This is a genomic window from Streptomyces sp. NBC_00569, from assembly GCF_036345255.1.
Classification (GTDB): domain Bacteria; phylum Actinomycetota; class Actinomycetes; order Streptomycetales; family Streptomycetaceae; genus Streptomyces.
The window spans coordinates 10,119,939-10,132,087 of record NZ_CP107783.1 but is presented as its reverse complement, the minus strand read 5'-3'; the positions used below and the strand labels follow the sequence as shown (position 1 = coordinate 10,132,087).

Here is a 12,149-nt window from a genome sequence, read left to right as displayed (position 1 = left end):
AGGAGAGCGCCCCGCAGCGCGGCAGGCGCCGTACACAGAACGCGTCGATGGCCGACGTCGCCCGGGTCGCGGGCGTCTCGTCCCAGACGGTCTCCCGCGTCTCGAACGGCTTCCCCGGCGTCAACGAGGAGACGCGCGAGCGGGTGCTCGCCGCGATGAAGGAACTGGGCTACCGGCCCAACAGCGCGGCGCGGGCGCTGAAGCGGGGCGACTTCCACACGATCGGCGTGATCACGTTCACGCTGTCGACGACGGGCAACATGCGCACGCTGGAGGCCATCGCCACCTCGGCCGCACAGGAGGGCTATGCGGTCACGCTGCTCCCGGTCGCGGTGCCCACGCAGGACGAGGTGCGCGGTGCGTTCTCACGCCTGGGTGAGCTGGCTGTGGACGCGGTCATCGTCATCATGGAGGTCCACCTTCTCGACTCGGCGAGGCTTTCGCTGCCGCCGCACGTGAAGGTGGTGGTCGCGGACTCGGACGCCGGCGACCGCTACGCGGTGGTGGACACGGACCAGGCGGGCGGCACCCGCGACGCGGTGCGCCACCTCCTCGACCTCGGTCACCGCACGGTCTGGCACCTGGCAGGACCCTCTGACTCGTACGCCGCCCAGCGCCGAACGGACGCCTGGCGCACGGCACTTGAAGCCGCGGGCCGCGCCGTCCCGCCGCTTGTACGGGGCAACTGGTCGGCCGAGTCGGGCTACCGTGCGGGCCTGCGCCTGGCCGAACAGGCCGACTGCACCGCGGTGTTCGCGGCGAACGACCAGATGGCGCTCGGGCTGCTGCGGGCGCTGGCCGAGCGCGGCCGTAAGGTCCCGCAGGACGTCTCGGTCATCGGTTTCGACGACATCCCCGACTCGGGCTCGTTCCAGCCCCCGCTCACCACGGTCCATCAGGACTTCGCCGACGTCGGCCGACGCTGCGTTCAGAGCGCGCTGCGCCAGGTGCGGGAGAACGAGGTGGAACAGGGCACCACGCTGGTGCCGACGCAGCTCGTGGTGAGGGAAAGTACGGGGCGACCACCGTCGAAGGGCAGCGCGCGAGCGTAGCCGATGTCCGCGCGAGTCAACGATGCAGAGTCTCTCAGCCCTGGTGAGGGGCGAATACGGCAGCTGCAGGGTCGGGCGACAGGTTTGGCCAGCGGGGCGACCCCTTCGGCGGTCGCGGGGGCTTCATTTCTGGCGGGGGCGAGTTGGCGTGATCCCCGGCCACACCGGAGCGGCCGCACCGGATCCCCCGATGAGCCCGCGGCAAGCCCGTTCATCCACCCTCACCCTATTTTGTCGTTCGAGACTCCGAACGGCATTCGGTTTTTCGGACCAATCTGTGTCCAGGATCTTGACCGGGTCCGGCCCGGACTTCTTCACTGGCCCGCATGTCGCCCCGTAACGGAATGTCCCGCCGCCATGTCCTCGTCGCCGGAGCCCTCACTCTGGGGGCCACCGCCCTCGCCTCTCCAGCCCGTGCAAGCACCCTCACCAAGAGCGGTAAGAGCGCCGCCTACGAGGGCTATCTGTTCGTCTATTTCACCGGGGAGGGCACCGCCGACGGTGAGCAGATCCACCTCGCGCTCAGCAAGGGCAACGACCCGTTGCACTGGCGGGAGCTGAACGGCGGGCAGCCCGTGCTGACCTCCACGCTCGGCGACAAGGGCGTGCGCGACCCCTTCGTCATCCGGTCGCCCGAAGGGGACAAGTTCTTCCTCATCGCCACCGACCTGAAGATCTACGGCGGGGCGAGCTGGGACGAGGTCCAGCGGCACGGCAGCCGATCCATCATCGTGTGGGAGTCCGCCGACCTCGTGAGCTGGTCCGAGCCGCGGTCCGTGCGGGTGTCGCCCGAGACGGCCGGCAACACGTGGGCTCCGGAGGCGTGCTGGAGCGAGGATCTCGGCGCGTACGTCGTCTTCTGGGCGTCGAAGCTGTACGCCGCCAACGACCCCGGCCACACCGGGGACACCTACAACCGGATGCTGTACGCGACGACCAAGGACTTCGTCACGTTCAGCGAGGCGAAGGTGTGGAACGACCCCGGATACTCGGTCATCGACTCGACCGTCATCGCGCACGACGGGACGTACTACCGGTTCACGAAGGACGAGCGGTCGGCTTCGCAGTCGCCGTACGGGAAGTTCATCCTGGAGGAGAAGTCCACCCATCTGCTCTCGACCTCGTGGACGACTGTCTCCGAGGGCATCGGCATGGGCACCATGGCGCAGGGCGAGGGGCCGTTGGTCTTCAAGTCGAACACCGAGGACAAGTGGTACCTGTTCATCGACGACTACACCGCCACCGGCTACATGCCCTTCGAGAGCACCGATCTCGCGGGAGGGACCTGGACCAAGCCTGCCGAGTACCGGCTGCCGTCGGCGCCGCGCCACGGCACCGTACTCCCGGTCACCGCCGAGGAGTTCGGCCGGATCGAGAAGAAGTGGGGCGTCGCCCCCGTGCTCGCCGACAAGGACGGACTCGTCGCGCACTGGCCTCTGGACGGCAGCGCCGACGACACCTCCGGGCACAAGTACCACGGCACCGTCAGCGGCGACACGAGCTGGGCGGACGGCGCGCTGGTACTCGGCGGGGCGAGCGGGCACGTGAAGCTGCCCGACAACCTGCTCTCCGGGGTGGACTCGGTGACCGTGGCCACCGATGTCTGGGTGGACGCCGATCAGAAGACGCCGTACTTCCTCTACGGGTTCGGGAACACCGGGTCCGACGGGAACGGGAACGGGTACTTGTTCGCGACCGGCGGCAGCGCCGACAACGGCTTCCGTGCCGCTCTCTCCGACGGCAACTGGAGCAAGGAGCAGGAGGCGAAGGCCAACAGTGGTCTTGGGCACGGGCGTTGGGCGAACGTCACGTACACCGTTGACGGCGACACCGCCCTCCTCTACCTCGACGGCAGAGTCGTCGCCCGCAACACCGCCGTCAGTATCCAGCCCTCCGACATCGGCGGCGGCCGCACCACGGCCAACTACCTGGGCCGGTCCCAGTACACCTCCGACCACACCCTGAAGGGCCGCCTGCGCGAGGTGCGGCTCTACAACCGGGCCCTGTCCGCCGACGAGATCGCAGCCCTGCCGTCCAACGCGACCCGCATCCGGGACGTCGAACTGGCGCCACTGAAGGTGCCCGCCGTGATCGAAGGCGACGGCGGCACCGTCGTCCTGCCGGTGAAGCCGGGGACCGATCTCCGGCGCCTGCGCCCGGAGTTCACCCTCGCGCCTGGCGCCCGGATCAGCCCGGCGAACGGGAAGAAGACGGATCTGCGCGAGCCGGTGACGTACACCGTCACGGCGGCGGACGGCGCGCGGCGCACGTGGAAGGTGTCGGCCGTGGAGATGAACACGCCCGTGCTGCCGGGGTTGCACGCCGACCCCAACATCGTGGCCTTCGGCGGGACATACTACCTCTACACGACCACAGACGGGTTCGACGGCTGGAGCGGTACGAAGTTCAGCGTCTGGTCGTCGAAAAACCTCGTCGACTGGACCGACCGGGGTGTCATCCTCGACCTCGGCAAGGACGTGAGCTGGGCCGAGTCGCGGGCCTGGGCGCCGACGATCGCCGAGCGCGACGGAAAGTACTTCTTCTACTACTGCGCCGAGGCGAAGATCGGCGTCGCGACCGCCGACTCCCCCACCGGGCCGTTCACCGACAGCGGCAAGGTGCTGATCGCGGCCAACCCAAACGGCAGCGGGCAGGCCATCGACCCGGCCGTGTTCACGGACGACGACGGGCAGGCGTACCTGTACTGGGGCAACGGCTCGGCGTGGGTGGTGCCGCTGGGTGAGGACATGGTGTCGTACGAAGCGTCAAAGGCCCGGCAGATCCAAGGGCTTGACGACTTCAGGGAGGGCTTGTTCGTCGTGCGACGCAAGGGCGTCTACCACCTGATGTACTCCATCGACGACACCGGCAGTACGAACTACCGCGTCGGATACGCCACTTCAGACTCACCGTACGGACCGTTCACCTCCCGCGGTGTCGTCCTGAAGAAGGACCCGTCGCAGGGCATCCTCGGCACCGGGCACAACTCCCTGCTCCGGGTGCCCGGCACCGATGACTGGTACATCGCCTACCACCGGTTCGCGATCCCCGGCGGGGACGGCACGCACCGCGAAACCACGATCGACCGGGCCGAGTTCGGGCGGGACGGGCTGCTGCGGCCGGTCACTCCGACGCTGAGCGGGGTGCGGCCGCGCCGCATCCCCCGATAGCGGCAGCCGCTCCAACTGTGTCCTACATCGGTCGCGGTCGTCACGGACGACGACCCGACGGCTGACTTCGTTCTCGCTGAGCAGCATGGCCGGGGTGTCCCGACCGTCCAGCTCGACAGCGGTCACTTCCCCGCCACTCCGTCGTGCTCCGCCCACATCGGCGGCTGGCTTCGTTGATCTCCAAGGACAGCATTTGTCGACGGTTTCCGGAGGCAGTTGGTGATCAACCGGCTCTGGAATGTGGATGAGAAATGACGGCACTGTGTGGATGTGAACGTGGGGCCGGCCAGCCGCCCGCAGGCTGGCCGGCGAGGCAGGTAGCGGCAGTAAGAGAGTGCAGCCCTGATGTTCGCGCGGTTTCGACCGGCGTTTAATCACTTGACCCGGTCCATACGGTGTTCGGGTGAAGGACACTCTGATCAACGAACTCCGCACCGCGTACGACGCCCAACTCCGTGGTGTCACCCCGCCTGGCGGCAGCGCTCGTATCGAAAAGGACGGCCTGTTGACCCGTGTCGTCGGGTGGCACCGTGGCTTCGTCACGGGCCCACGCGACCTCGGCGTGCGCGGGGCAGAACTCGACACGCTCATAGCGCGGCAGCGTGACTTCTATGCTGCCCGTGGTGAGGCGGTCGAATGGAAGACTCGCGCTCACGATCTCCCTGCCGACCTCACCGACCGACTCACGGCGGCCGGGTTCGTCGCCGAGGACAGCGAGACCGTGCTCATCGGGCAGTCCACCGACCTTGCCGCAGACCCCGTCCTTCCCGACGGCGTGACCCTCCGCCGTGTCACCGCCAGATCAGACCTTCAGCGCATCGCCGCTATGGAGAGCACTGTCTGGGGCGAGGACTGGAGTTGGCTCGCCGGCGACCTGGCCGCACGGATCGAGAACGCCCCGGAGAACACCATCGTCCTCGTCGCCGAGGCACGCACCGAAGTCGTCTGCGCAGCCTGGCTGGTGTTCAAGGACGGCGTCGACTTCGGCGGCCTCTGGGGTGGCTCAACGCTCAAGGAATGGCGCGGACAGGGAATCTACCGGGCCATGGTCGCCCACCGAGCCCAACTCGCTGCCGTCCGCGATGTGCCCTACGTCTACGTCGACGCCTCAGCTGACAGCGCCCCGATCCTCACCCGCCTTGGACTGCACGCGGTCACCACGACGACGCCGTATGTGTGGTCGCCCTGAGCTCAGCCGGCCTTGGCGCTCCTCGGCTCGTGCACGCGTACTGGCGAGGCGGTAGGAGTCGGTGCCGGTTTCGATGATGGTGCCGTTGAAGGTGAGGCGGTCGACGATGGCCGCGCAGAGGCGGGGGTCGGTGAAGGTCTTGGTCCAGCCGCCGAAGGACTCGTTGGCCAACAGTCACATGATCAACAGCTTTTGTTAGAGCCAGTTAGCCGAGCGGGATGTCCGCCTCGGGAAACCACAGGTCGCACTGGGCCAGCTCGCCCGGCTGATAGCTCGTGCGCGAGACCGGATCGACCGGAACGTAGGCGGGACGCAGTTCTCGCACTCGTTCCCTGAGGACCGTCAGCCCGCGTTCCCACCCGATCCGCTCCGCGATCACCGTGGCGGGCATCGTCGGGGTCTCCCGCAGCAGCTCACGGATCTGCACCTCGACCGCGTCGACCGCCGAGCCCTGGCCGGCCGCTCGTACTTCGGCGGCCGGTCACTGGCCGGTGCCCGCTTCACCGTGTTCTTCGAGATGCCCAGATGCCGGGCGATCGCCCGGATCGGTGTATCCGCAGCCCTGGCGCCCGGGTCCTGGTCGGTCTCGAAGGACCCGTACAGCGGGGAGTAGCCAGGCTGGTCGTATGCCTGCCAGGCCCGTTTCAGCCTCGCGCAGCCGTTTTGGACAGTACGGATTTTGTCTGGCAAGGTCGCCTGTCCGATCCCCGATGACACCTAAAGGCGGTGCGGAACATGACCGAGGTGAGCACGCGTAGCGTCCGGGACGCTGCTGTCGCCACGCACCTGCGCAGGACGACCACCCTCGACGTGCCCGAGGAGTTCGAGACGTGGTCCGTCGCGGACCTGGCGGACTGGCTCCACGACACGGAGGACGACCCGCAGGTGTCCGACGAGGACTTCTACCAGGCCCGCAAGGCCGTACAGATGCTGGGAGTCGAGGACGTCTGACCGGTGGGCATGTCCCCGCGGGCTCGCAGGGATGGTCCGGAGTTCTCGATCCGTGCGATCGACGGCTCCAAGTCGCCCCTGCGTCTGCGGGGATGGTCCGTTCCCGACGGCCCCGGGGGGTGGCGTGGTCGGTGGAGTTGGAGACGGGCGGTCGGTGAGGTAGCGGCCTGAGGTCGAGCACAGAGGCACTATGGATCACACGCCATCGCCCAGCAACGCAAAGGCTTAGCATGAACTTCGCCGTGACACCGGACGAGGTACGCACCGTGTTCGGCTTGTCAGGTGTCGTCTTCTTCCCCCGCTGTAACGCAATGCACAGCCGGATGAACGACCGAACCGCGCTCCTCTTGAGCAGCGTCGGGCTTCCTGACACCGAGTGGTTCATGTCCAAGGCCAGCCTCAGCGCAACCGACTCCATCAACGTCGCCCAGTGGTACAGCAATCGGGGCACAGTCCCCAAGGAGTGCCACGACTGGCTCGTGCTGGGCCTCTTCGCCGACACCACTCTCGCGCTCGCCCCGGACACCGGGATGATCTACGCGCTGGGCGACGGAGAAGACGAGTTGGTCTACACGCCGATTCACCGCGACGTCGAATCCCTCACCTACGCACTGACCAAGTTCGCGGCGCTCCGCCAGGAGCTTGGGGGCCGCAGCCAGCAGGTGACATCGATGGCCAGGACCAGCCGGCCGTCAGCAGCCCGCGGCAGTGGCACTTCGGCCAGTGCCCGCCGCAGTCGGCCGGCATCGATGCGTCCACGGGCCACCGCCGCGTAAAGCCCTCCATGTCCGCGGCGGTGTTCGCCGACCAGCGACAGCTCGGCCAGTGACCTCACCGGCCCGTCGCCGCACAGAACGGCATCAGCCAGCTCGAACAACGCGTCCGAACGGGCGGTCAGGCAGGAGTAGAACTCGCCCCGGAAGCATGACAGTTGGGCCAATGCCTCCGACCGGGCGTCGTGATGCAGCAGACTCATTCTCACGGCCTTCGTGCTGGACGTGTGTGTTCCTTGGGCGGAGCACATGTTCAGCCGAAGGCCGCTTCCGCGTACGCCAGTTACCGAACCGAGTGATCAAGTTCGACCCGTCATTCGACGACGGACGTTAAAGACCAAGTTTAGTGACTGTTTGAGTTACTCGGCAGGCGAGGTCAGGGAGGTGTGGGGCATGGTTGCAGTTCTGGTTAAGCAGCCCGGTGAGTGTTGATCGGCTGCTCTCCGTTTGTGTCTAGTAGGACTCCGTTAAGTTGCTCTGGCTCTTGGGTTCTGGCTGGTGACGGATGTTCTGGGCAGGGGACGGTGGCAGGTGGTGCAGGTCCCGGTCCAGCAGTTCAGCAGGTCTTGGATGGCGCCGAGGGTCTGGTAGAGGGTGAGTCCGCTGTATCGGCTTTTGGGGCCAGTCGCTGCTCGGTGAGGAACGCGTGGGCGGCGGTGACCAGGGTGACGTGGTGGTGCCAGCCGGTCCAGGAACGGCCGTTCTGCGCCGAGAACAGAAATGATCAGGTATGGCCACGGGTGCTTTGCAATCGGACGCTGACAACCACCACGACTCTCACCATCGTGACGACAGGTCAGCACCTCCAGCCGAGTGCACCGCCCAATTCGAAGTCCCGTCAAAACGTCCTGATATCCGTCGCCCCGAAACCGTCCGGCGGGCTGTATCCGAGAGTACCCTGGAATTACCGAGGATATTTCGCATAAGAGTTTCTAAGCTTCTGTCGTTCTCGGCGATTCACAACACCGGGCCGGTGTACACCGGCCCGGGGACAGGTTCGCGTCATGACCGCGACCATTCTGTATACGTCGGCGGTCGAGGAGCGGACCTTTTCGCTGCCGCCGCCGCTGCGTCTCGCGCTCGCCTCAACGGACACCACTGGTGCTCTTCTGGACGGTGCCTGGTGGCCCCGCTCCCGCGACCTGGCGGCGGAACTTCCTGCGCTGACAGCGGCGCTGGACCCCCTTTGGGGACGCATCACTCATGTCACGGTGAACCCGACCCTATGGCCGGTCATCCCACGGAAGGTGCCCGTTGATGGGCACGTGGTGAGCGTCGGCTGGTTCAAGGCCGAGCAAGACCCCCACAAGCTGTTGCTGCTCTCCTACACCGTCGGCCGCTGGGACTTGCTGGTGATTCCGCCGCAGACGGATCCGGCCATCGCCGCCTGGCTGATGACCGCGGCTACCGGTCCGCTGCGCAGCCACACAGCGAGTGATCTGCTGGAAAGGGCCGAATTCCAACGGATCGTGACAGAAGCCGACCAGGTCCGAGAAGCGGTCTGGGACTCCGAGGGCGGCCATGGCGCCCGTGTGACCGCGCCGGCACGCTCAGCGTGAACCTCGAAACGGCCCCGGTGAAACCGCCGGGGCCGTCCTTTCAGGCGCAACACGTGAGAGTGCGCAACCCACAATTCACGGTACACCTGCAGGGAGTTTCCGACGTGATTTTGAAGTCTGTCGCGAAGCGTTAGCACATTCTGCTCGGACCTCAAGCACCGACGACCGGGCTCAGCAGCCGGCACGCGCCCGGCCGCCGGCAGAGTGCTTGCTATTCCGCGTTACCGCGGCATTGCCCCTGGACACGGAACCAGAGTCCGGGAGCGTAGATCGATTCGACGACAGCGGCTTCGCCTTTGGTCATCCTGAGGATCCGCAATGCGCCGCTCGGAAGGAGGTCGTACTCGTACGTGGCGGGCGACTCACCCTCGGTGATGTCGTCGTAGGAGATATCTGCAGCTGCCAGCGCCGCGTATTCCTTGGGGGGCCGGTTCTCCACCAGCTTGATGAACACGCTCATACCTTGACGATAGATCCCTCGCGGTTTTCTCGCGTGACATGCCAGGTCTCACCGCCAACGGCCGCACCACCAGTCGGGCGGTATCGGCTCATTCCAGGGTGGCAAGGTGGTCGGCGGTGCCCCCGCGCCACTCGATCAGGAAGAGGGTCGCGTCGTCGCTGGTGATCCCGCCCCGCTCCTGGATCAGAGTGTGGGAGAGGGAGCGCACGACCGCCCGAACCCCTTCCTCGGCGTGCTCGATGCGGTTGACGCAGGCGATGAGTTGCTCCTCGCCGAACTGCCCGCCGCGGGCATCGTGCTCCTCGATCAGGCCGTCGGTGAAGCACAGCACCCGGTCGCCGACCTGGAGCGTCCGCTCGCTGAGCTGGGGCTCGTCGCCGCCGAAGCCGACCGGCAAGGTGGTGGGGCTGTGCAGTTGCCGGACGACCTGTTGGTTGCGAATCAGCAGCGGCGCGGGGTGGCCGGCGTTGACCCATTGCAGGTGGCCTGTGGCGACGTTCAGGCGCATCATCTGTGCGGTGACGAAGTGCTCGGGCCCGAACTGCCCGGCGATGGCCCGGTCCATGAACGCGTAGATCCCGGACAGCCCGACCTCGGTGCGTCGGGCGTGCCGGTAGGCGCCGATGGCGACGGTCGCCATGGTGGCGGCGTCCAGGCCGTGGCCCATCGCGTCGACCGTGGCGACGTGCAGGATGTCGCCGTTGAGGGAGTAGTCGAAGCTGTCGCCGGCGACCTCGTAGGCGGGTTCGAGGATGCCGGCCACCGCGACCTGCGGGGTGGACATCGACAGCGGGGGCAGGAGGGACCACTGGATCTCCGCGGCCACGCTCATCGGCTCGCGCCGTCGGGTCTGGGTGAACTGGTCGGTGTAGCTGTTCTTGGTGACCAGCATGTGGGCGGCCAGGTCAGCCAGTCGATGCAGCAGCCGCCGGTCGTCGTCGCCGACGGTGTCCAGGGTGAGCGCCAGCACCCCCACCTGGTCGCTGCCGTCCAGCAACGGCAGGTACATCCGCACACCGTCTGCCTGCGGCACCTCAACGGGGGCCCCGCTCCGGAAAGCCGTGCCGGCGGGGGAGCCATCGATCGGCGCGCGCTCACCGACGGTCAGCCGCCTGCCCGGCAGCGGCACCAGCATCAGCTGTTCGTAGTCCTGCAGGAGGACCGAGACGTCACGGCCCCCGACCCGGCCCACCACTTCCACGATCAGCGGGGCGATCAGATGCGGTGGCATCTCGTGGGCCCGCTCCAGCAGCACCCCCAGCAGCCGCTCACCGAATCCTTCCGACCGGTCCACCTCACCCTTTTCGGGCTGCGACTCCCCTGCCGTCACAGCCGCACCCGCCTTTGACGGATCCGCTCGACGACCCAATCACGTGATCGGTACACACGGGCTCCTGATACGACTGTCAATCCGCACAGCCTGACGCGGCCAACCGGCCCAACGAGCCGATTACGCCAACGGCAGCATGCCACACCAGGTCAGGAGACGTGGCTCTCAATTCCGGTGTCCAAACAGCGGCTCCCGATCTCGCTGCCCGAGTGGCTCCGAAACACCCTGTCGAAAACACTCGCCCCAAGGTCACCGTGACCGCGTGGCAAACGACGACCTGGGGCGCGCGCGTCAGTGCCACCCCCGCAGTCCACCGCCAACTCCTCGCCCACTGCCAGAGCCTCGACGGCACCCCGGGGACCTCGGCGATCCCGGCCCCGCGCAAGGCCCGCCGCGAGTACGGGAACCGCCTCAACACACTCGTGGCTGACCATCAGCGCTGAGTAGCCAGCGCGAGCCCTCCAAGATCATCCCGTGGCGGGTTTCTGGCGTATTTGGGGCATGCCCCAACCCGCTGTGTGTCGAGTGCCTCGCTCCGGTGCGTGCCCGGGAGCAGAAGCCCGCCGCCGGGCACTGACGAAGCCTGGTCATCGACGCCGCGTGGCGGGCTCCCGCCGCCGGGCACGGCCTTGGGGATCAATCGCGCAGCGGATGGCGCTTAAGCAGCTCGCGGTCTTCGGGGTCATCGATGCCGGTCTCCTGGATCACCAGGTCCAGCGCATGCCCCGAGGAACACGAGATCCCGACCTGCAGTTCCCCGCCGTACGTCCGCGACGCCTCCATGAGAGAGCCGAGCGCTGCCGAGGGCGTGCGCCGCTTCCGGCGGGCGGAAAGGGGGCCGTAGGCCCGCGACGGGGCGAGGGCGGGGCCGCGGGCCCACGGCGCCAGGACTCCGGCTGCGTTGCCGGCAACGAACAGATGCCCCCGGTCCGGGGATTGGGGGCACCACGGGGGCATCTGCCAGCCACTCCAACGGAAACGCTGGGCGGAAGCCGCAGGCTCAGGGCGCGTTCAGCTCGAAGTTCTGACGGCTGTTGTTGCTCGCACCGGGGCCGTCGATGTTGTGGTTGATGCTGATGTTGTTGAACATCAGGATGACACCGCTGAGGTTGATCGGCAGGATCGATCCGCCACCGCCACCGCCATTGCAGATTCCGCCGGTCACGATGGTCGGGTCGTTGTCGGATGCCGGAGCGCTGCCGCCGCCGGAGACCGTGGCGGTGTCGCTGAACGTGCACGGCGCAGTGGCAGTGATGTTGACCGTGACCGTGATCGGCGGGTAGCTGTCGCCTGCGGCGAGGGCGTCCTCGCGCTCGCAGGTAATGGTCTGCCCCGCGGTGTTGCAGGTCCAGCCGGTGCCGGACACGCTCGCCGGCATCACCCCGGTGGGCAGGGTGTCGGTGGCAGTGACAGTGCCGCTGGTCGGACTCGCGGACGCGGCGTTCGACACGGCGATCATGTAGCTGCCGGTACCGCCCTGCGCGAAGTTGCCCGTGCGGGACTTAAGCGTTGTGGATCCGTGCCACCAGCCGGGGCGTGGCACAGGTGCATGAGCGACTGCCCCAAGCGCGGACGGGCCCCATCGTGGTGGTCTCCACGATCTCTGTACGGACGCCCAACAAGCCTCAGCCACCCGCACGAAGCAGCAGCCGTAAACCAGAGTGC

10 protein-coding genes and 5 pseudogenes are annotated in these 12,149 nt (G+C 67.3%); 7 read left to right on the top strand and 8 right to left on the bottom strand.

Annotated elements, in window-relative coordinates:
• Positions 1-47 precede the first annotated feature (47 nt).
• The 3 genes from OHO83_RS45880 to OHO83_RS45870 all read left to right on the top strand — a co-directional run bounded on the left by OHO83_RS45880 (position 48) and on the right by OHO83_RS45870 (position 5,411).
• The gene (locus tag OHO83_RS45880) at positions 48-1,052 is read left to right on the top strand and encodes a LacI family DNA-binding transcriptional regulator (RefSeq protein WP_266681827.1); all 1,005 of its coding nucleotides are present in this window, start codon (positions 48-50) and stop codon (positions 1,050-1,052) included.
• 326 nt (positions 1,053-1,378) lie between these two features.
• Positions 1,379-4,222 (top strand): family 43 glycosylhydrolase, encoded by a 2,844-nt coding sequence (locus OHO83_RS45875; protein ID WP_266681676.1) that lies wholly within the window; start codon positions 1,379-1,381, stop codon positions 4,220-4,222.
• A 403-nt stretch (positions 4,223-4,625) separates the two neighbouring features.
• A complete protein-coding gene (locus OHO83_RS45870; protein WP_266681675.1) occupies positions 4,626-5,411 on the top strand; it encodes a GNAT family N-acetyltransferase in 786 nt (261 codons plus the stop codon).
• Between the two features lie 36 nt (positions 5,412-5,447).
• Here OHO83_RS45870 and OHO83_RS45865 read toward each other — a convergent pair.
• Both OHO83_RS45865 and OHO83_RS45860 read right to left on the bottom strand, forming a co-directional pair.
• A pseudogene (locus OHO83_RS45865) lies at positions 5,448-5,585 on the bottom strand (ATP-binding protein); the annotation flags it as partial.
• A gap of 34 nt (positions 5,586-5,619) precedes the next feature.
• Positions 5,620-6,014 (bottom strand): annotated as a pseudogene (locus OHO83_RS45860) (IS21 family transposase); the annotation flags it as partial.
• Between the two features lie 141 nt (positions 6,015-6,155).
• On the opposite strand from OHO83_RS45860, the gene OHO83_RS45855 reads away from it, so the two are divergent.
• Complete coding sequence (locus OHO83_RS45855) at positions 6,156-6,362, top strand: hypothetical protein (protein ID WP_266681674.1); 207 nt, start codon at positions 6,156-6,158, stop codon at positions 6,360-6,362.
• A 230-nt stretch (positions 6,363-6,592) separates the two neighbouring features.
• Positions 6,593-6,955: pseudogene (locus OHO83_RS45850) on the top strand (SUKH-4 family immunity protein); the annotation flags it as partial.
• 53 nt (positions 6,956-7,008) lie between these two features.
• Here OHO83_RS45850 and OHO83_RS45845 read toward each other — a convergent pair.
• Together OHO83_RS45845 and OHO83_RS45840 are read right to left on the bottom strand one after the other, a co-directional pair.
• Positions 7,009-7,338, bottom strand: a pseudogene (locus OHO83_RS45845) (transposase); the annotation flags it as partial.
• Positions 7,339-7,691: 353 nt separating this feature from the next.
• Positions 7,692-7,835: pseudogene (locus OHO83_RS45840) on the bottom strand (IS701 family transposase); the annotation flags it as partial.
• Positions 7,836-8,139: 304 nt separating this feature from the next.
• Between OHO83_RS45840 and OHO83_RS45835 the strand changes: the two are divergent.
• Positions 8,140-8,694, top strand: a complete 555-nt coding sequence (locus OHO83_RS45835) for a DUF5994 family protein (protein ID WP_266681673.1) — start codon at positions 8,140-8,142, stop codon at positions 8,692-8,694.
• A 211-nt stretch (positions 8,695-8,905) separates the two neighbouring features.
• Here the strand turns inward: OHO83_RS45835 and OHO83_RS45830 are convergent, their stop codons facing one another.
• Both OHO83_RS45830 and OHO83_RS45825 read right to left on the bottom strand, forming a co-directional pair.
• Complete coding sequence (locus OHO83_RS45830) at positions 8,906-9,154, bottom strand: hypothetical protein (protein ID WP_266569722.1); 249 nt, start codon at positions 9,152-9,154, stop codon at positions 8,906-8,908.
• An 88-nt stretch (positions 9,155-9,242) separates the two neighbouring features.
• On the bottom strand, positions 9,243-10,448 hold the full coding sequence (locus tag OHO83_RS45825; RefSeq protein WP_443066090.1) for a PP2C family protein-serine/threonine phosphatase: 1,206 nt from the start codon (positions 10,446-10,448) through the stop codon (positions 9,243-9,245).
• 290 nt (positions 10,449-10,738) lie between these two features.
• Between OHO83_RS45825 and OHO83_RS45820 the strand changes: the two genes are divergently transcribed.
• Complete coding sequence (locus OHO83_RS45820; RefSeq protein WP_266681669.1) at positions 10,739-10,927, top strand: hypothetical protein; 189 nt, start codon at positions 10,739-10,741, stop codon at positions 10,925-10,927.
• 193 nt (positions 10,928-11,120) lie between these two features.
• Here the strand turns inward: OHO83_RS45820 and OHO83_RS45815 are convergent, their stop codons facing one another.
• Both OHO83_RS45815 and OHO83_RS45810 read right to left on the bottom strand, forming a co-directional pair.
• The gene (locus OHO83_RS45815) at positions 11,121-11,267 is read right to left on the bottom strand and encodes a hypothetical protein (protein ID WP_330280689.1); all 147 of its coding nucleotides are present in this window, start codon (positions 11,265-11,267) and stop codon (positions 11,121-11,123) included.
• A 217-nt stretch (positions 11,268-11,484) separates the two neighbouring features.
• Complete coding sequence (locus OHO83_RS45810; RefSeq protein WP_323187171.1) at positions 11,485-11,943, bottom strand: hypothetical protein; 459 nt, start codon at positions 11,941-11,943, stop codon at positions 11,485-11,487.
• Positions 11,944-12,149: the final 206 nt, after the last annotated feature.